Origin of the sequence: Variovorax sp. JS1663 (assembly GCF_002157355.1) — a bacterium.
GTDB lineage: Bacteria > Pseudomonadota > Gammaproteobacteria > Burkholderiales > Burkholderiaceae_C > Variovorax.
The window spans coordinates 43,278-62,430 of sequence record NZ_LYMK01000022.1; the positions used below are offsets into that span (position 1 = coordinate 43,278).

General features: G+C 69.4%; 16 protein-coding genes. 7 read left to right on the forward strand and 9 right to left on the reverse strand.

What is annotated here, in order from left to right; all coding sequences use genetic code 11:
* Positions 1-26 precede the first annotated feature (26 nt).
* The gene (locus tag A8M77_RS18900) at positions 27-449 is read right to left on the reverse strand and encodes a hypothetical protein (RefSeq protein ID WP_086923044.1); all 423 of its coding nucleotides are present in this window, start codon (positions 447-449) and stop codon (positions 27-29) included.
* A 59-nt stretch (positions 450-508) separates the two neighbouring features.
* Between A8M77_RS18900 and A8M77_RS18905 the strand changes: the two genes are divergently transcribed.
* A complete protein-coding gene (locus A8M77_RS18905) occupies positions 509-952 on the forward strand; it encodes an HPF/RaiA family ribosome-associated protein (protein WP_238136880.1) in 444 nt (147 codons plus the stop codon).
* A gap of 24 nt (positions 953-976) precedes the next feature.
* On the opposite strand, the gene A8M77_RS18910 is transcribed toward A8M77_RS18905, so the two are convergent.
* The 3 genes from A8M77_RS18910 to A8M77_RS18920 all read right to left on the reverse strand — a co-directional run bounded on the left by A8M77_RS18910 (position 977) and on the right by A8M77_RS18920 (position 3,246).
* Positions 977-1,963, reverse strand: coding sequence for a zinc-dependent alcohol dehydrogenase family protein (locus A8M77_RS18910; protein ID WP_086923103.1), 987 nt, complete (start codon positions 1,961-1,963; stop codon positions 977-979).
* Positions 1,964-2,009: 46 nt separating this feature from the next.
* Complete coding sequence (locus tag A8M77_RS18915) at positions 2,010-2,606, reverse strand: hypothetical protein (RefSeq protein WP_086923046.1); 597 nt, start codon at positions 2,604-2,606, stop codon at positions 2,010-2,012.
* A 112-nt stretch (positions 2,607-2,718) separates the two neighbouring features.
* Positions 2,719-3,246 (reverse strand): flavodoxin family protein, encoded by a 528-nt coding sequence (locus tag A8M77_RS18920; RefSeq protein ID WP_086923047.1) that lies wholly within the window; start codon positions 3,244-3,246, stop codon positions 2,719-2,721.
* A gap of 179 nt (positions 3,247-3,425) precedes the next feature.
* Between A8M77_RS18920 and A8M77_RS18925 the strand changes: the two genes are divergently transcribed.
* The 4 genes from A8M77_RS18925 (at position 3,426) to A8M77_RS18940 (ending at position 9,617) form a co-directional block, all read left to right on the forward strand.
* On the forward strand, positions 3,426-3,929 hold the full coding sequence (locus A8M77_RS18925) for a universal stress protein (RefSeq protein WP_086923048.1): 504 nt from the start codon (positions 3,426-3,428) through the stop codon (positions 3,927-3,929).
* A complete protein-coding gene (locus tag A8M77_RS18930; protein ID WP_192871636.1) occupies positions 3,926-6,556 on the forward strand; it encodes a cation-translocating P-type ATPase in 2,631 nt (876 codons plus the stop codon). Before A8M77_RS18925 ends, A8M77_RS18930 begins: the two co-directional genes overlap by 4 nt.
* A 118-nt stretch (positions 6,557-6,674) precedes the next feature.
* On the forward strand, positions 6,675-8,039 hold the full coding sequence (locus A8M77_RS18935; protein WP_086923049.1) for an HD-GYP domain-containing protein: 1,365 nt from the start codon (positions 6,675-6,677) through the stop codon (positions 8,037-8,039).
* Between the two features lie 12 nt (positions 8,040-8,051).
* On the forward strand, positions 8,052-9,617 hold the full coding sequence (locus tag A8M77_RS18940; protein WP_086923050.1) for a bifunctional aminoglycoside phosphotransferase/ATP-binding protein: 1,566 nt from the start codon (positions 8,052-8,054) through the stop codon (positions 9,615-9,617).
* Between the two features lie 34 nt (positions 9,618-9,651).
* Here A8M77_RS18940 and A8M77_RS18945 read toward each other — a convergent pair whose 3' ends face one another.
* A complete protein-coding gene (locus tag A8M77_RS18945; protein WP_086923051.1) occupies positions 9,652-10,170 on the reverse strand; it encodes a universal stress protein in 519 nt (172 codons plus the stop codon).
* Positions 10,171-10,303: 133 nt separating this feature from the next.
* Between A8M77_RS18945 and A8M77_RS18950 the strand changes: the two genes are divergently transcribed.
* On the forward strand, positions 10,304-10,726 hold the full coding sequence (locus A8M77_RS18950; RefSeq protein WP_086923052.1) for a universal stress protein: 423 nt from the start codon (positions 10,304-10,306) through the stop codon (positions 10,724-10,726).
* A complete protein-coding gene (locus A8M77_RS18955) occupies positions 10,727-12,112 on the forward strand; it encodes a trypsin-like peptidase domain-containing protein (RefSeq protein ID WP_086923053.1) in 1,386 nt (461 codons plus the stop codon). It abuts the gene before it with no gap.
* Between the two features lie 16 nt (positions 12,113-12,128).
* On the opposite strand, the gene A8M77_RS18960 is transcribed toward A8M77_RS18955, so the two are convergent.
* The 4 genes from A8M77_RS18960 to A8M77_RS18975 form a co-directional block, all read right to left on the reverse strand.
* Positions 12,129-14,816, reverse strand: coding sequence for a bifunctional acetate--CoA ligase family protein/GNAT family N-acetyltransferase (locus A8M77_RS18960; RefSeq protein WP_086923054.1), 2,688 nt, complete (start codon positions 14,814-14,816; stop codon positions 12,129-12,131).
* A gap of 5 nt (positions 14,817-14,821) precedes the next feature.
* Positions 14,822-15,748: a histone deacetylase family protein gene (locus A8M77_RS18965; protein ID WP_086923055.1), complete on the reverse strand. Its 927-nt coding sequence runs from the start codon at positions 15,746-15,748 to the stop codon at positions 14,822-14,824.
* 104 nt (positions 15,749-15,852) lie between these two features.
* Positions 15,853-18,015 carry a 3'-5' exonuclease gene (locus A8M77_RS18970; RefSeq protein ID WP_086923105.1) on the reverse strand — a complete coding sequence of 721 codons (2,163 nt, stop codon included), beginning with the start codon at positions 18,013-18,015 and terminating at the stop codon, positions 15,853-15,855.
* Between the two features lie 42 nt (positions 18,016-18,057).
* A complete protein-coding gene (locus A8M77_RS18975; RefSeq protein ID WP_086923056.1) occupies positions 18,058-19,143 on the reverse strand; it encodes a putative nucleotidyltransferase substrate binding domain-containing protein in 1,086 nt (361 codons plus the stop codon).
* Positions 19,144-19,153: the final 10 nt, after the last annotated feature.

The window sequence follows — 19,153 nt, forward strand, 5'->3', positions numbered from 1 at the left end:
TGGGTGGGATCGTCCGAAACCGGCGGTCAGGAATCACCGGGCTCCGGCCAATAGAGCGTGGCCTGTGTCGCCGCCTTTCCGACGCGGACGGTCTTCGTGCGCGTGGCGCCCTGGTAGATGGCCGTGACGCGGTAGGCGCCCGGCCGCAGGGCCACGTTGAAGAGCGGACCGCAATCGGCGTAGGGGCCCAGGGGCGCCCCGCGGTCCAGCGGCTCGATCAGGAGGGTGATGCCGGCCAGGTAGGCGCCGCTGCGTGCTTCGGCAAAGGCCAGGTGCAGGGTGTAGAGCCCTTGCTTCTGCCGCATCTCTTCGCGGTCCTCCTCGCTGATGCCGCCGCTGGCGTGCGTGCCGGGCGCCAGGACGGGTGCATCGACGAAGGGGGCTCCCGATGCGGCAGGCTGCAGCGCCGCGAGGCCGGCCGCAAGAAGAATGGGTGCAATGATGTTCATGGCGGTTCCTCGCGCAGGGTCGTTGCTGGCGATTGTTGAGACGATGGGCCCATCGGACCTTGCGCTGGATCAAGGACGCGGCGGCGCGCATGCGCGAATCTTTGCTCCGGGCCGCGCGTGCGGTCTCCGCGCAGATAGGAAGGAGATCATCCATGAGACAAGCCGTCGAGATCAGGTTCCTCGGCACCGAGGCTTCGCCCGCCGTCGAGGCGGCCGCTCGCGAAAAGGCCATGAAGCTGGAACGCTTCTGCGGCGACATCATCGCCTGCAGGATCGGCATCGAACTGGCGCACAAGCACCAGCACCAGGGCCGCAGGTTTGCCGTGAGGATCCAGGTCACCGTGCCGGGCCAGGAGCTGACCATCAGCCGGGTGGACAACGAAGACATTCACGTCGCGCTTCGCGACGCCTTCGACGGGATGAGGCGCCAGCTCGAGGATGTGGTGCGGCGAAACCGGGATCGACATGCCGGCATCGATGTCGCATGGCAAGCGCAGGGGTAGCGTCCTCCCGATCTCGGCCGGCGCTCAGGGCAGCAGCACGGCCGCGCCGTTGAGCCGCCCCCCGCGCAGATCCGCCAGCGCCTCGTTGGCGCGAGCGAGCGGATACGCGGTCACGTGGACCTGCGGCGGGTGCACCTGCGCGACCTCCAGGAATTCGCGCGCGTCGCGGCGCGTCAGGTTGGCCACGGAGACGAGCTGGCGCTCTTCCCACAGCAGGCGGTAGGCGAATGCGGGAATGTCGCTCATGTGGATGCCGCCGCACACCACCCGTCCGCCCTTCCGGACCGCTTTCAGCGCGGCCGGCACCAGCTCGCCGGAAGGCGCGAAGATGATCGCGGCATCGAGCGGCGCGGGCGGCAGTTCGTCGGCGCCACCGGCCCAGGCGGCGCCCAGGCTTCGCGCGAAGTCCTGACCGGCCTTGTCGCCCGGCCGCGTGAAGGCGTGCACCTGCCGCCCCTGGGCGTTCGCGACCTGTGCGATCAGGTGCGCGGCCGCGCCGAATCCATACAGACCCAGGCGCATCGCGCGCCCGCCGGCGGCCTTGAGGCAGCGCCAGCCGATCAGGCCCGCGCACATCAGCGGCGCGACTTCCGCAGGCGGCTTGGCCAGGCCGAGCGGCAGGCAATAGTCGGCCTCGGCGACGACGTGGCTGGCGAAGCCGCCGTCGCGGTGGTAGCCGGTGAAGCGCGGCGCGTCGCACAGGTTCTCGGCGTCCTGTGCGCAGTAGGCGCAGTGGCCGCAGCTGTGGCCCAGCCAGGGCACGCCGACGCGATCGCCAAGGCGATGCCCGAGCACGTCCGGACCGAGTGCCTCCACCTCGCCGACGATCTCGTGGCCCGGCACGATGGGAAGCACGGGCAGCGGGAGGTCGCCATCCACGATGTGCAGGTCGGTGCGGCAAACGGCGCAGGCCAGAACGCGCAGCCGCACTTCGCCGGCGGCGGGCTCGGGGAGCGGGCGCCGCTCCATCCGCAGCGGCTGCCCGGCGCCTGACAGCACCATGGCGTGCATCGCCGGTGCGCCGGGAACCGCGAGGCTTTGGCCAGCCATCCTCGCCTCACTTGCCGGGGCTTGGCGGGGCTGCTGGCCGCAGCGCGTCGCGGGTGCGCCGAGCGGCTTCCCGGGCGGCCTCCGCGGCGGAACGCGTCGCCTCTTCCGCCTGCCTGAGTGCGGAGCGCGTCGCCTCCGCCGCCTTGCCGGCCTCTTCCATGCTCGACGAGACGGCGCGCCGGGAGGCCTCTTCCGCCTTCGCCAGCGCCTCGCGTGCGGCTGCTGCGGCTCGCTTGCTTCCGTCCGCGGCGGCGCGGGCCGCATCGCGGCTGGCATCGATTGCCTTGGCCGCCGAAGCGTCGGCTTTTGCTTCGAAGCGCGTGGCGGACTCGGCTGCCTTGCGTGCCGCGCGGCGGATCCCTTCGGCGATCGCCTTGGACACCCTGCCCGCGGTCTCTTCGCTGCGCTCCAGCGCTTTCTTCGCATCGGCAGCGGCCTGGCGTGCAGCGGCTTCCGCCTCCTGCGCGGCCTTGCGCGAGGCGTCACCGAGCTTCTTCGCGGGTCCCGGCGGAGGGCTGAGCTGGCCGGGCTGCGTGTACTCCGCCGCGAAGCCCGGGCTGCTGAAGATCATGGCCAGCATGAGAAGGAGGGTGACGGGCTTCATGGCGCTTTCCTTGCAAAGTCGAAAGGATCGTCAGCATGCGCCGCCCCGCCCGCGCGGGCCTTGCGCCAGCGCAAAAGGAAGGACCTGGTGCGCCGCGCATGCGGCCTGGGCCTCAGGCAACCTGCGGCGAGAGGGCGACCGGCCGGACGACGGCACTTGAATCTTTCACACCCGCGACGGCTGACCCGAACGCCCGCAGCCTGCCGGCAAAGCTGCCGTCGTCCACCTCGCGCGCCGTGAACGCGGCGCTCAGGAAAGGCGCGCGCCCGATGATGCGGCCGATCTCTGCCACTGCGTTCGGCGCGCCACGCCCACCCATGACCGACACCACGGCCACTTCGGGCAGGTGATCGCGCCGGTGGGTCACGAAGGTGCGCATCGGCCCGGCGAGCCGCCCGGCCCAGATCGGCGACACCAGCACGACGGCGTCGAATTTCCGGGGCAGAGGGCCGTCGTACCGGATCTCCGGGCAGCGCCGGAAGATGGAATCGAGGATGCAGCGAAGAATGCCCAGCACGCCGCTTCGCGGCCGCGCTTCCTCGATCTCGGCCAGCTCCCAGCCCTGCTGCTGGCTCAGCAGCTGCGCCGCCCGGCGGGCGGTGCTCGTGTACGAATAGACGACCACCAGGACTTTGCTCATTTCGATCTCCTTGCATCGGGTCCATCACATGCTCCTCCATCGAGGGGCAAGCTTCCTTGCGCTGGATCAACGCGAGCCCGTACCGTGGCCATTGGGCTTGATCAGGATCAAGTCCCGTGCAGCTGGAGGCGCAGACACTGGCCGGACCCCATCTGGCATCCTTCGAAGGAGCTCCCGCCATGTACCAACGCATCCTTGTTCCCATCGACGGCAGCACGCCCTCGATGCGCGGACTGGACGAGGCCATGCGCCTCGCCAGGCTCACCGGTGCAACGATCCGCCTGATCCACGTCGTCGACGAGCTGAAATACGTGACCGGCTTCGAAACCTTCGCGGCCTACAGCGCAGACATCGTTCCGCTGATGACCGAAGCGGGGTCGAAGGTGCTGGAGCAGGGCCGGGAGCGCGCCCGGCATGCCGGCATCCAGGCCGAAAGCGTGCTGTTCACCTCCGTCGCCGGCCGTGTCTCGGAGCTGGTGGTCGAGCAGGCGAAGTCCTGGCATGCCGACCTGATCGTGATCGGCACGCACGGCCGCCATGGTGTCACGCGTGCGCTCCTGGGCAGCGATGCCGAGCAGGTGCTGCGCATGGCGCCGGTGCCCGTGCTGCTGGTCAGGGCGGCATCCGAAGGGAAGAAAGAAGCCGGCGCGGCGGCCGCGATGTCCGTCGCAGCAGACGCGTGAGCCAGGTCTCTTCTGCGGACGCCGAGACCCAGGACGCATGGCGGCGTGACGCGCACCTGCACCCGGCGCACACGCTGGCCGCGCGGCTCGGGGTCGACCCGCAGATCGGCTTGACGGCGGACCAGGCGCATCGGCGCAGGGCCCTCCACGGCGAGAACCGTCTGGCGGAGCCGGCGCCGCGCGGCTGGCTGCGACGGATCGTCGATCAGCTGCGCGATTTCATGGTGCTGGTGCTGATCGCGGCCGCGCTGCTGTCGGGCTTCATCGGCGACCTGGCCGACACCGTTGCGATCGTGGTCATCGTGCTGCTCAACGCGGGCATCGGGCTGATGCAGGAATGGCGGGCGGAGCGTGCGCTCGACGCGTTGAAGCGCCTGGCCAGTCCATACGCCACGGTGCGGCGCGATGGCGGCGCGGCGGCCATCGACGCGGCGCAGCTGGTCCCGGGCGACGTGGTGCTGCTGGAGGCGGGCAACCTCGTGCCGGCCGACCTGCGGCTGCATCAGGCCGTGCAGTTGCAGATCGACGAATCGACGCTCACCGGCGAGTCGGTCACGGCGCAGAAGCACGCCGACCGCCTGCCGCCGGGCGAGCACGCGCTGGGCGACCGGCACAACATGGCCTTCAAGGGGACCCTGGTCACCCACGGCCGTGCGGAGGGCCTGGTGGTGGCGACGGGCGTGGGCACCGAGCTCGGCCGCATCGCGGAGCTGTTGCGCGACACCGGCACCCGGAGCACGCCCTTGCAGCTGCGGCTGGCCGATTTCGGCAAGCGGCTGTCGCTGCTCGCGCTGTGCATCTGCGGACTGCTGTTCGCCGCCGGCGTGCTGCGCGGCGAGCCGGTGATCCTGATGGCCCTCACGGCCATCAGTCTGGCCGTGGCGGCCATTCCCGAGGCGCTGCCCGCCGTGGTGACCGTGTTGCTGGCCCTCGGCGCCCGACGCATGGTGAAGTCGAACGTGCTCGTGCGGCGATTGGCTTCGGTCGAAACGCTGGGATCGGTCAGCGTGATCTGCTCGGACAAGACCGGAACGCTGACGCAGAACCGCATGCAGGTGCGGGCCGTCGACGGCCTGGGAGGCTCGCCGCAGGCGCTGTGGGCGGCCGCCGTGCTGTGCAACGACGCCAGCCCCGACACCGCGGGCGCGTGGGTGGGTGACCCGACGGAGACCGCGTTGATCGAAGCGGCCGCCCGCGAGGGGTTGGACGTGCTCGCCCTGCGCGCCGCGCAGCCCCGCTTGCACGAGTGGCCCTTCGATTCGGGCCGCAAGCGGATGGGCACGCTGCATCGCGAAGGCCAGGACTGGGCCGTGATGGTCAAGGGTGCGCCGGAGACGCTGTTGCCGCGCTGCGCGCCATCGGCTGCGTGGGACCGGGCGGCCGCGCTCGCGAGGGCGGCGGGCATGGCCGCGCAGGGACTGCGCGTGCTGGCGGTGGCGCGGCGCTCGTGCACGGCGGACCCACGCGCCCAGTCGGCGGAGGAGATCGAGAACGACCTGGTCCTGCTCGGCCTCGTCGGCCTGGCCGATCCGCCCCGGCCCGAGGCCAAGGCGGCTGTGGCCGAATGCCTGGCGGCGGGAATCCGTCCGGTGATGATCACCGGCGACCACCCGGCGACAGCCCTCGCCATCGCCCGGGAGCTCGGCATCGCGGGGGAAGGGGCGGCCGTCTTGACGGGTCCGCAACTGGCCGCGCTGGACGACATGTCGCTTCGGCGCCAGGCGGACGACGTGCACGTCTATGCACGGGTCGACCCGGCGCAGAAGATCCGTATCGTGCGGGCCTTGCAGGCCGAAGGCCGCTTCGTTGCCATGACCGGAGACGGCGTCAACGATGCGCCCGCGCTGAAGCAGGCCGACATCGGTGTGGCCATGGGGCGGAGCGGCACCGACGTCGCCCGCGAGGCGGCGAGCCTGGTGCTGCTCGACGACAACTTCGCCAGCATCGTCGGGGCGGTACGTGAAGGCCGCCGCATCTTCGACAACATCCGCAAATTCGTCCGCTACGCGGTCACCGGCAATTCCGCGGAGATCCTGACCCTTGTGCTCGCGCCGCTCGTGGGCATGCCGATCCCCCTTCTTCCCTTGCACATCCTCTGGGTGAACCTGGTCACCGACGGTTTGCCCGGACTGGCCCTGGCGGCGGAGCCGGCGGAGGCAGGCGTGATGCAGCGGCCGCCGAGGCCACCGGGCGAGAGCTTGTTCGCCGGTGGCGTGTGGCAGCACGTGCTGTGGGTCGGGCTGCTGATCGCCGCGCTCTGCCTCGCCGTGCAGGCCTGGGCCACGGCGGCCGGGATGCACTGGCAGACCATGGTGTTCACGGTCCTCACACTCTCGCAGATGGCCTACGTCCTGGCCATCCGGTCGGACACCGAATCGCTGTTCAGGCTGGGATGGCGAAGCAACCTGCCCATGGCGGGTGCCGTGCTCTCGACTCTCGGGCTGCAGCTGTCGGTGATCTATGTTCCGGCGCTGCAGGCGGTGTTTCATACCGAGGCGTTGGCCATCGGTGAGCTCGGCATCTGCATGGCGTGCGCTGCCCTGGTCTTCGCGGCGGTCGAGGTGGAAAAATGCTGGCGCCGCTTCCATCCAGGGCTGCGTAGTCGTTTCGAGGCAACAGCGATTTGATCTGCATCAAGGAATCGTGCGATTCCGGCTCGGCCGCTCGCTGCGCTGCGAGCAGGCCAGGGCAAGGCCCATACGATGGCGTCTCCCGGTCTCGAACGATGACACCCCCCAAGGAATCATGAACGCCAACTCGCCCGCCAGCGTCAATCCTCACTACCTCGAACACGTGGTGGTGGCAGCGGCCCGCGGGCATGAAGTCGAAACGGCGGATGACATCATCTCCAGCGGCGGCACCATGCTGCTGGTCAAGGGCTCCCGCGTCGATGCCGCCGTGCGTGAGCGGCTGCTTCAGCACAAGCTGCGCAGACCGCTCGAAGGCTGCCTGCAGATTGCCGACGGGGTCGATCCGAAGCGGCTCGGCGCGATCGGCGAGGCCTTGCTCGAGAGGTACCCCTTGCTGCGGGCGCTTTGCGCATCGGGTTCCGCGCGGCCGGCACCGGAAGCGCTCGCGGCCCTCGCGCTGTCGGTGCAGGTCCGATCCTTGTTGACGATCTTCGTGCAGATCCAGAACGACAGGCTCGACCACGCGGTGGGTGTCGCGATGCTCGCCATGTCACTGGCGCGCCGGCTGCGGCCCGACGAAGGCGAGCGGCACCGCCAGCTCGCGGTGGCAGGGCTGTTGCACGATGTGGGCGAGCTGTATATCGACCCCGCGTACCTGCGCCGGGACAAGCGCCTTGACGCGCAGGCATGGCGCCACATCGTGACGCATCCGCTGGTGGGGCATCGGGTCCTGCGCGACATGGCAGGTGCGGGCGAGGCTGTCGCGGACGCCGTGCTGCTTCATCACGAGCGGCTGGATGGCTTCGGATACCCGCGCGGCATTGCCGGAGCGGCGTTCACCCTGGACGGCCAGATCCTCGCGGTCGCGGAGTGGTTGATGGCGCTGGTGGAGACCGATTCGTCGCCGTTGGCGCGTGCGCGGATGGCCAGTCAGCTCGTTCCCGGCGAATTCAGTGCGCCTGTGCTCGCCGCGGTGTCGGCCGCGGCGTGTGCCGCAGCGGACGCGCTTCCGGCACCCGCCACGGCGGTGCCGTTGGTGCATGCGTTGCCGCGCATCGAGCGGCTGGCAGGCACGTTGCAGCGGTTCCAGGAGCAACGCGCCTGGCTCGAAGCGAAGATGGCGCTCGCCGCGCCGGGGCTGCACAAGGTGCTCGAAGCGGGGGTGCGGCGCATGCAGCGCATCCAGTCCTCGTTCTCCAGCACCGGCCTGGATGCGCACGACCCCGAGCGCCTGCTGGCCGAGTTCGCCGCGAGCGGCGACCCGCGGCTCCGTGCGGACATCATGGTCCTGATCGACGAACTGGAGTGGCGCATGCACCAGTGCGATCGCGAGCAGCGCTTGCGCGCCAGCTTGCTGCCGGACGCGGACCGTGCCGTGGTCGAGGAACTCCTCGACGGCCTCCGGACCGTGGGCGGCGAACTGCCGCGCCGAGACGACCAACGAGAACCACGATCGACCCGGTCCCCGATGACCGGTTGAGACCCTGTCGACATGAACCTGCAGCCATCGCCGGAAGTCGAGCTGGGCCGCCGCCGCGTCGAGGCGCTGCGAGAGCGTTTGCGCTGCGACACCGGCGAGCCGGTCACGCTGATCGAAACCCATATCTCCTGGGTGCTGTTGACGCAGCGGACGGCGTACAAGCTGAAGAAGCCGGTCTCGCTGGGCTTCGTCGACTTCAGAGCCCTGGATGCGCGCAGACGATTCTGCGAGGAGGAGGTGCGGCTGAACCGGCGGCTTGCGCCGATGCTCTACGAGGGTGTGCTGCCCGTTCGCGGCACGAACGAGGCGCCGCGCCTGGGGGGCGGCGGCGTGCCGGTCGATTTCGCCGTCTGCATGCGCCGCTTTCCCGAAGAAGCGCTGCTGAGTCGTCTGCTGGCGGCAGACCGGCCGGGCGAACGCCTGATCGAACAGTTCGGCCACGGATTGGCGATGTTCCATGAGCACGCGGCTGTGGCCGCCCAGGAGAGCGCATTCGGCGACCCTCGCCTGGCGGGACATCCGGCCATCGACGCGTTGGCGCGCCTTCGAATGTCGGGTGGCGCACGGGTGCCGGCGACATTGCAGGCGTGGGTGTTCGAGCAGGAGCGGGCGTTGCGCACGGCGTGGGCGGCTCGCAAGCGCGACGGCCGCGTGCGCGAGTGTCACGGTGATCTTCATCTGTCGAACCTCGTGCTGCTCGACGGAAGCCTGACCGCTTTCGACTGCATCGAGTTCGATCCCGCCCTGCGCTGGATCGACGTGATGAGCGATGTCGCCTTCCTCACGATGGACCTGAAGGCGCACGGCCGGCCAGACCTCGCCTGGCGCTTCCTGGACGCATACCTGCAGCAGGGGGGCGACTACGCGGGGCTGCCGGTTCTGCGCTTCTACGAGGTGTACAGGGCCTTGGTGCGCGCGCTGGTTTCCCGCCTGCGCGCGGCAGCGGCCCCGGTGGAGGCGTCGCCGCCGGGCGAGCCCGATCACCTGACGCTCGCGAGCCGCCTGGCGCAAGACACGGACGGTGCCCCGCGCCTCCTGATCACGCACGGGCTTTCGGGTTCCGGCAAATCGACGGTGGCTGCTTCGCTCGTGGCGGCGACGGGATCGATTCGCATCCGCTCTGACGTCGAGCGCAAGCGGCTCTTCGGACTGTCGGCACTCGAGCGTTCGGGCGATCGGAATGCCGAGGTCTACTCAGAGGACGCGACGCAACGCACCTTCGCGCGCGTGGCGCAGTGCGCCCGCCTGGCCCTGTACGCAGGCTACCCGGTGATCGTCGATGCCGCGTTCCTGCGGCGCGAGGAGCGGATGGCGTTCCATGCACTGGCGGCCGAACTGCGCGTTTCTTTCGCGATCCTGTCCTGCCGTGCCACGGAAGCGCAGCTGCGGCGCCGGGTGGCGGCGCGTGCCCTGCACGGCAACGATGCCTCGGAGGCGACCGTGGCCGTGCTGGAGCGTCAACTCGCGACCCACGAGCCCCTGGCACAGGACGAGCGCGCCTTCACGCTCGAAGTGGCCACGGATCAGCCGGTGGACGTGAGCTTGCTTGCCACCCGCTGGCTGGGACGGCAGCGCTGAGCCGATGCGCCGGGCGCCCGCGCATCGTCCACGCTCACTCGTAGGCGAGCGCACCGACCGGCAGGCTGACCCGCTTCGCTTCGTCCGGTGCCGTCTTCTTTTCCGCCTCGGGCGCGCGCACCAGCAACACCGGCACGGGTGAGTACCTGAGGATCTGTTCGGCGCTGCTGCCCATGATGACGCGGCCGACGCCGCGGCGCCCGTGCGTGCCGAGGACGATCAATTCCGCGGGCCACCTGGTGGCCTCGTCGACCACCAGTTGGTGGACAGAGCTGGAGAAGGTGTCGCAGAGCTGAGCTTCGACCTCGACGCCAGCCGCCTGCGCCGCGTCCCGTCCGTCGGCAAGAAGGCGCCTGCCGTTCTCGCGCAGCATGTTGAGCCAGTCGCCGGCGTGGCCCGCATAGGCGTCCATCGACAGGGCGAACGAGAGCTCGTCGATCACGTGGAAAAGACGCAGCCGGCCCTGCGTGAGTTTGGCCAGCGCAATGGCTTCCTCCAGACCTCGCTTGGACGTGGTGCTGCCGTCGATGGGGACCAGAATTCGTTGATACATCGCATGCTCCTGTCGTCGGTTGAGATGCGACCAGTATCGGCAACGTGATGCCGTGGGGCTTGATCTGGCGCAAGGTCTCGCCCTGGAGGGAAGACGAAGATGGGACATCCCGATCTCTTCGAAAGGCAACGCCATGAAGGTCCTCCTGGCCGTCGACGGCAGCGACTACACGCGCCGCATGCTCTCCTACCTCACGACGCACAAGGACCTCCTTGGCGCCAATCATTCCTACACGGTGCTCTACGTCGTCCTGCCCGTCACGCATCGCGCCGCAGCCTTTGCCGGGCCGGATCTGGTGCGCAGCTACTACGATGACGATGCGCGCGTCGTGCTGGAACCGATCCGGAAGATCCTGAGCGAGCAGGCCATCGAGGCCACCTACGTCCACGAGGTGGGTCATCCTGCGGACGAGATTGCCTCCCGTGCCGAAGGCGGCCGGTTCGACCTGATCGTCATGGGGTCGCATGGCGTCGGCGCGCTCAGGAACCTCGTGCTCGGATCGGTGGCCACCAAGGTGCTGGCTCGATGCGAGGTGCCCGTCCTGCTGGTGCGTTGAATGGCTGCGGGGCGCATTGCGCACAACGCCCTGGCAAGCCTGCTGGGCGCGCTCGCGCTCGCGCTCGCCGGCGCCTGTGCTTCATGGGCGCGCGACCGCCCATGCGCCGACCCGGCCGGTGTATCGAAGCAGGCCGCGGACTTCGTGACGGCTGTGGTGCGCCAGGCGCCGGCGGTGGTGACCGTGCTGGCGGAAGGCTCGGACGCCAATGCGGCCGACAGATGGGCCTTGTCTCCCTGGAACTCGGGGCGCGCATCGGCCACCGGCTTCATCATCGACACGGAGGGGCAGGTTCTCACCAGCGCGCACGTGGTGTCCGGAGCGCAGACGCTCTCGGTGGAACTCGGCGGGCAGCGGCGCCTGCCGGCCGATCTGGTCGGACTGGATCGGCGCACAGACATCGCGGTCTTGAAGATCGGCGCGGCAAATCTGCCCGTCGCCGCGATCGGCAGCAGCGCGCGCCTCTGTGCCGGCGAGTGGGTGGCAGCGCTGGGGTCGCCGTTCGGCTTCGACCAGAGTCTGACCGCCGGCGTGGTCAGCGCCAATCCCCGGTTCTTGCCGGGCGGCAGCGGCGTACCGCTTATTCAGACCGACGTCGCGCTCAATCCCGGCAGTTCCGGGAGCCCTCTGTTCAACGAGCGCGGCGAAGTCGTCGGGGTGAATTCGATGGCCTATTCACCAGATGGAGGATACCGAGGCCTTTCCTTCGCCCTGCCGATCGACACCGCCATGCGCGTCGTGGCTGAGCTTCGATCGGCAGGGCATGTGACGAGGGGGCAGATTGGCGCACGCACGCAGGCCATGACACTGGACCTGGCACCCGCATTCGGACTCGACTCCGCATCGGGGGCCCTGATCGTGCGGGTCGACCCCGGCAGTCCGGCCGCTGCGGCGGGCCTGCGCAGTGGGGACGTCATCGTGGGCATCGATGGCAGCACGCCGATGGCGCACGCGGAGATCCAGGACCGCGTGGCGGGCGCGCGCCCCGGAAGCGGGCTCACGCTAAGCATCTGGCGCCGCAAGGCGGCGATGGCGGTGAAGGTGGTCGTTGCAGAAAGTGCGCCCGACCTTCCGAAGCGCGCCGTCGCTTCGGCCTCCCATGAAGTGAGACTTGGCCTGGAACTGTTCGAGCGCACCGGGAAGGGTGCGGGTGGCCTCCTCGAGCCCGGGCTCTACGTGAGGTCGGCATCCGGTGCAGCGCATCGAGCCGGCCTGCGCTTCGGCGACTTGATACTGGCCGTCAACGACGTGCGTGTCGACGGACTCACCGACCTCGACGCGGCCCTTGCATCCGTCGCAGACGGTGAGACCGTGGCGCTCCTCGTGCGGCGTGGCGCGATCACTTCGTATGTGCCGGTGGCACCGGCTGTTGGCCTTGCGCACTGAGTCACCCCGGGGCCGCTCACAGAGCGTGGGTGACCAGCTTGAATTCCGGGTCCTCGGGGAAGGGCTTGACTGCGAAACCCAGCCGGCGCACGAGCTTGAGCATCTCGGCGTTGTCCGACAGAACCAGGCCCTGGATCTCCGCCAGCCCCTTGTCGCGCGCCACCTCGATGATGCTCTCCAGCAGGCGGGAACCGAGCCCCTGGCCCTTGTGGTCGTCGGCCACCACCAGCGAGAACTCGCAGGTGGATTGGTCGGGATTGGTGAAGTAGCGCGACACGGCGACGATCCGCTCCTTGTCGGCGGCGACGCCCTCCGGTGACGCAGCGCGTTCCCGCACGACCGCGACCAGCGCCATCTCCCTGTCGTAGTCGATGAGCGTGAAGCGCGCGAGCATCGCGGGCGGCAGCTCCTGGAAGCGCGAGACGAAGCGGAACCAGCGGCTCTCCGGCGTCAGCTGCTGCACCATGGCCTGGAGCATCTGCGCATCGTCGGGGTGCACGGGCCGCACCGTGCAGTTCGTGCCGTTGCGCAGCGGCCATTCCCGGCTGTAGCGCGACGGGTAGGGCAGGATGGCCAGGTGCTGGTAGTCGGTACCCGCTCCACCGATGGGCGACGGCGCGCGGCCGATCACGATCCGGGCATCCACGGCGACGCAGCCCGAGTCGTCCACGATGACGGGATTGATGTCCATCTCGCGCAGCTCGGGCAGCTCGCAGACCATCTCGGAGACGCGCAGCAGCACATGTTCGAGGGCCTCCCTGTCCGCCGCACCCGCGCCCCGCCATTCGTCCAGCGTCTCGGCGACGCGGGAGCGCTCGATCAGGCTGCGTGCAAGGAACTGGTTCAGAGGCGGCAGTTCCATGGACCGGTCGTCCACCAGCTCGATCATGGTGCCGCCTGCGCCGAACACGATGACGGGGCCGAAGGGATCGTCCGTCACCACCCCGACATGGACCTCGCGGCCGCGCCTGGTGCGCACCATCGGCTGGACGGTCACCCCGTTGATGCGTGCGCCGGGGGCGAGCTGCGAAACCCGTTCCACGATGCTCAGGTAGGTGTCGCGCGCACCGGCGGCGTTCATCACATTGAGCGCCACGCCGTCGACGTCGGACTTGTGGGCGATGTCGGGCGAATCGATCTTGAGGGCGACGGGAAACCCGAGCTGTGCCGCGATCATCATCGCCTCGTTGGCGCTGCGGGCGAGCAGCGTGCGGGTGATCGGAATGTGAAAGGAGGACAGCAGCGCCTTCGACTCCATCTCGGTCAGGACCTGGCGACGCTCCGCCAGCACGCTCTCGATCACCAGCCTCGCGCCTTCGACGTCGGGTTTGGCCAGGGGCGACAGCGGCGGCGGCGTCTGCTGCAGCAGCTGCTGGTTCAGGTAGAAGGTGGCGATGTTGCCGAATGCGCCGACGGCCGCTTCCGGCGTGCGGAAGCTCGGGATGCCCGCCTGCGCCAGCACCGTCCTGGCCGTCGACACGGACGCGTCGCCCATCCAGCACGCCAGCAGCGGCTTGCTCATCGGCTGGGGAATCGCCGCCAGCGCCTCGGCGATCGCCACCGGGTCGCGGCCCATCTTCGGCGAGAAGATGGCCAGCACCCCGGCGATGTCCGGGTCCCCCAAGGCCGCATCGATGGCCGCGCGGAAGTGCGCCGGCTGGGCCTCTTCCGAGAGGTCGATCACGTCGGAGAGGGAGGCATGCGCGGGGACCTGGGGCTGAAGCCCAAGCCGGGAAGCCGCGGACAGCTTGCCCAGCTGCAGGCCGATCTCGTTGACCCAGTCCGCTGCGAGTACGCCGGGGCCGCCCCCGTTGGAGACGATCGCCAACCGCCTGCCGACCGGCCGGTAGCGGGATGCCAGGCACTTGGCTGCGGAGAAGAGTTCGACGAAGGAGCGCACCCGGACGGCGCCGGCCCGCCGCAGCGCGGCATCGAACACGTCGTCGCTGCCGACGATCGATGCGCTGTGCGTATGGGCCGCCTCGTTGCCGGCTGGCTTGCGGCCGGCCTTCAGCACGATCACCGGCTTCGCGTGGGAGGCCGAACGAAGTGCACTCATGAAATGCCGCGCATTCGAGATGCCTTCAAGGTGAACGATGATGCTGTGGCTGGCGGCATCGCTCGCGAAGAAGTCCAGCACCTGGGCGATGTCCACGCAGGTGTGCGGCCCCAGCGAGACGACGCTGGAGAATCCGACCTCGTTCTGCCGCGCCCAGTCGAGCATCGATGCGGTCAGGGCACCCGACTGTGCAGCCAGCGCCAGCGGTCCGCGCTTGGCGAGGGGGCCGGCGACGCTGGCATTGAGTTGCAGCGAAGGCCGCTGGAAGCCCAGCGAATTGGGTCCGAGCAGCTGGACGCCATCGCGTCGCGCGATCCGGCGCAGCGAGGCGGCCTTGTCCGCGCCCACGCCCGTGGAGATGACCAGCGCCGCGCGGCAGCGAATGCGGCCGGCGACTTCGAGGGCGGCCTCGATCTCGGCAGGTGGCAGCGCAATGATCGCGAGGTCGGCGCGCGCCTGTGCCAGGTCGGCCAGCGTGCCGGATGTCCCGATGTCGAGGAATTGCAGCGTGCCGGAAAAGCGCGTGGCCGTCAGCGCTTCGCGCACGGACTGGGATGGGGTGCCCGGTACGGTCTCTCCGGGGTGGCCTGCGAAGACGACGATCGACTGCGGCGCCAGCAGCGGTGCCAGGTAGTGCTTGTCCATACGCCCTAGTCTGCACCCATCAGCACCCTGATGTGTGCCGCGGCACTGCGCGCCAGGGGGCCCGCCGCATAGCCGCCCTCCAGCGCCGAGATGACGCGCCCCGCGCAGTGGCGCCGCGCCATGCCCATGATCTGCGTCGTGACCCAGGCATAGTCGGCCTCCAGCAATCCGAGGTTGCCCATGTCGTCGTCGCGGTGTCCGTCGAAGCCGGCGCTCACGTAGATGAGCTGGGGCTCGAAGGCATTCAGCGCCGGCAGCCAATGGGTCGTCACCGCGTCTCGAAAGCGCTCGCTGCCGGAGCGCGAGGGCAGGGCCACGTTGATCATGCAGGGGCCCGTGTCCTGCTCACCCGAGAACGGATAGATGCCCTGCTCGAACACGGAGCACATCAGCACGCGCTCGTCGCCGCGGAGGATGTCCACGCTCCCGTTGCCATGGTGGACGTCGAAGTCGACGAGCGCGACCCGCTGCAGGCCGTGGACGTCCAGCGCATGCCGGATGCCGACCGCGACGTTGTTGAAGAAGCAGAAGCCCATGGCGGCGGTGCGCTGCGCATGGTGCCCTGGCGGCCGGACGCAGCAGAACGCCGCGCTGGCCTTGCGGGCAAGGACCAGGTCGGTCGCGAGCACGAGCGCGCCGGCCGCGCGCCGTGCCGCGGCGATGGTGTGGCGATTCATGCTCGTGTCCGGGTCGACGAAGCGAAGCCCTTCCTCGGGCGAGGCGGCGACCAGCTCCCGCACATAAGCCATCGAATGCGCCCGGGCCAGCTGTTCGTCGGAAGCCAGGGGCGCGTCGTAGGGAATGAGATAGTCCAGCAAGCCCTGCGCCATGAGCTGGTCGTGAATGACGGCCAGCCGCTCGGCACACTCCGGATGCGCCGGTCCCATGTCGTGTCGTTCGCAGTCAGGGTGGGTGATGTAGGCGGTCAGCATGGGGCACGCTTGTCCAGGGTCCAGGACGCTTTCCAAGCGGAACAGTCTAGGTGTGCGGTCGGGCCTCACGCCTGATCTGGATCAAGCTTGGCGTGGGCCGTCGCTCAATAGTCCAGACGGGCATACCAGGTCTGCCGGGCAGCCTCGCGGGCCTGTTCGAGCGTGTGGATGCCCCTGTCGGCGAGCAGCGGGATCAATTTCAGGAAGACGTCCGCCGTCAGTAGCGCATCACCCAGGGCGGTGTGCCGGCCGGCCACCGGGATGCCGAAACGTTCCGCGATCGCCTCCAGTCCATGCGATTCCTGCTGCGGGCTGACGACGGCCGACAGGAGGAGCGTGTCCAGAACCGCATGGTCGAAGTGCACGCCGCTGGCGAGTTCCTTCATCTGCAGGAAGCGCATGTCGAAAGCCGCGTTGTGGGCAACCAGCACCGTGTCCGCGGCGAAGGCATGGAAGGCGGCGAGCACGGTCGCAATGCGGGGCTGGCCGGCGACCATTGCCGGCGTGATGCCATGGATCGAAAGACCTGCCGCCGGGATGCTGCGGCCTGGATCGACCAACTGCTCGAAGCACTCGTGGCGCAGCACCTTGCCATTGACGATGCGTGCCGCACCGATCTGCAGGATCTCGTCGCCGCGCGCGGGCTCCAGGCCGGTGGTTTCGGTGTCGAAGGCGGTGTAGGCCAGGTCCACGAGCCTGCGGTGCTGAAGTTCTCGCGTTGCGGGGCGGGCGTGGAACAGGTCGAAGTCGTAGAACTCCGGGCGGCTGTCGGCATGGGAGAGGGAAAAGGAGGCCCGGCGCGGTTCGCGAGGTGATGCCTTCGGCAGGGCGAAGCGGAAGAAGGCCTCGTCGCGCGCACGCTCGCGCGCGAACCAGAGCGCGCCGCCGTGGCGCTCGACCACGTCACGTACGGCGAGAGGCCCGGCTTGCCCTGCCGCGCTCATCGGACTCGACTCCCAGCCCATGGCCGTCTCGGTGCTGAGCGCAGTCCCGCGCCAGGCGATGTCGAGATGGATGCGGTCGCCGGCGTCGTGCAGGCGCAGCTGCACGCGTTCCACGCCGATTTCATCCGCCAGCCTGGCGGCCAGCGCAGCCAACGCCTGCAACAGTGAATAGCTGTCCACCATCAGCCACATGGCGCCATCGCCCGAGGACGCGCTGGCACGCACCGGCGTTCGACTCTCGATATGGGCGACAGCTGCATGCAGCAGGTCGTTGCCGAGCATGTCCTCCAGGGGCCACCGCCTGCCCGTGCCACCTGCCCCGGGAGCGCGGAAGCGATCCGCGAGTGCCTGCAACTCCGCCTTCACCGTTCCCGTGAAACGCACTCGTGCGGCCGCATCGAGTCCGGGCCGTTCCAGCATGTCCATGGCCGACTGCAACCTGTGCAGAGAAGCGGAGGTGCCTTCGATCAGGGAATGCAGCAGGCGATCACGTTCGGCATCCTCCTGGAACTCGCGCGTGACGTCCTGCAGCATCAGCACGAAGCCGGTCAGGGACGCCGCAGGGTGTCGGGAGGCCGGCGCATCGCGGACCGGCGCCATCTGCACGCGAAGCAGCCGTCCTGCATGAGAGCTGGTGACGAAGTGCGCGGTCGGTTGAGGCGCGGCCTGCTGCAGCCCCTGCTGGAGGCGATCCAGCGCATGCGTGACAAGCTCCCGGTCGAACGCGGCGTAGATCGAGCGGCCCAGCCCGATCAGCAAGGGGTTGGCGTTGCCCGAGAGCTCGCGGAACAGCTGCTGCGCGCTCTGGTTGTAGAGCAGGATGCGGCCGTCGAGGTTGCAGACGACGACGCTCTGCGTCAGCTCGGACATCAGCGCCGCGAGGCGGTTGCGCTCCTGTTCGATGTTTCGCGCCGCCTCGCGGACCCTGATATCGACGTCGGATCGCAAGGCGTCGCGCTCGTCCGCCAGCCGCTCTGCGATACCTGCCAACCCGCGGGCGCCGCTGCCGCAGGTGACCGCCAGCGGCAGCAGCGGCGTGCGCGTGGTGCCATGCAGCAGTAGCGCCTGCGCCGCCTCCGCGAGGCGGGCCGGGTGCTTCACGCATGTCGCGTACGCATGGCGTGCGAGCGCCCCCAGCGCGATCGCCAGAACGGCACCGCCCAGCAGCAGCAAGGCAACGCGCGGGGCCAGCATCGCGGCCAGCGCCTCGCGTTCGGCCATGCTCAGTGTGCCGGCCAGCACGACGCCCAGGCCCAGGCCCGCGATTCCCAGCATGGCCCCCGGCATCAGCGTGGCGGCGAGTTCGTGGGTGTCGATCTTCATGGCGAACTGGCCGGCGGGCCGCGCACGTGACGGCGTCGGCAACTACAGGAGGTTCAGCTGGAAGCGGTGCTCCAGCACGGCGCGGAAGTGGCGCACGATGCCCAGTGCGCTTCGCAATGTGTCGCGCTCGAGGGTGCCCAGCTCGGAAGGATGCACGAGGTTGTCCGGCGCCAGGCCTGCATGCCCGCGGACCAGTTGGTGGCCGAGCCTGAGCGCCATGAGGAAATGCAGCGCGTCCAGCACGTCCCGCGCGAGCGGCGCGTCGATCTGCCCTTTCTCCACCAGTTGGCGCAGCCGCCCTGCCGTACCGGTTGGACGCAGATGCTGCTGCAGGGCGAGGGCGCGCACGCCGTGCACGATCGGGAAGATTCCGAGCTTCTTCAGGTCCAGGGCTTCGTCGCCGAGATGACCCAGCAGGCGACTCCACCAATGCGCATGCGTGTCGAAGAGTTCGATCGCATTCGCAAAGTGCGCGAGGAACGCGTCGTCCGGGTCCAGGATGTCGTCGAGGTGATCGCGTGCCCGGGTGAGCAACGCCGGATCGCCGGCGACGGCACGGCTGTCCAGGAAGATCGCGAGGTTCATCAGCCCGACGGCCGCGCCATCGCGGACCCAGCTGCGCAAGGTGGTCTCGAATGCGCCCAGCGGCTGGCACCAGAGCGGATTGACCACCATGATCCGGCCCGGACACGGCGGATAGCCGAGTTCGCCAAGCGCCAGGCTGAACCGCTCGACGATGCCCGTGAGCCCCACGCAAGCGAAGTTGTCGCGCAGCAGCAGGGCGTTGTCCTGGTCGGTCTTGAGGATCTGCTCGCCGCGCCCCTCGCTGCCCATGACGAACAGGCAGCTGTTGGCCACCAGCTCCGGCGGCGCATGGATCGACCACAGCCGCGCGAACAGGCGCATGTTGAAGTCGCCGGCAAGCTGGGCGATGCGCTCGACCCTCGCGCCTGCATCGTGCAGCGCGGTCACGATGTCGTCGACGCCGGCGCCGCAGACCGCCAGCGCGTCGACGGTGGTGGCTTCGTCGATCCGGCGCGCGAGGTCTCGAAGGTCGATGCCGTACAGCGCTTCGAGATAGGCGCCTGGAAAGGGCCCGGGCGCGGCTTCGTCGGCGGCGCGAAGCATCTCCCCGGAT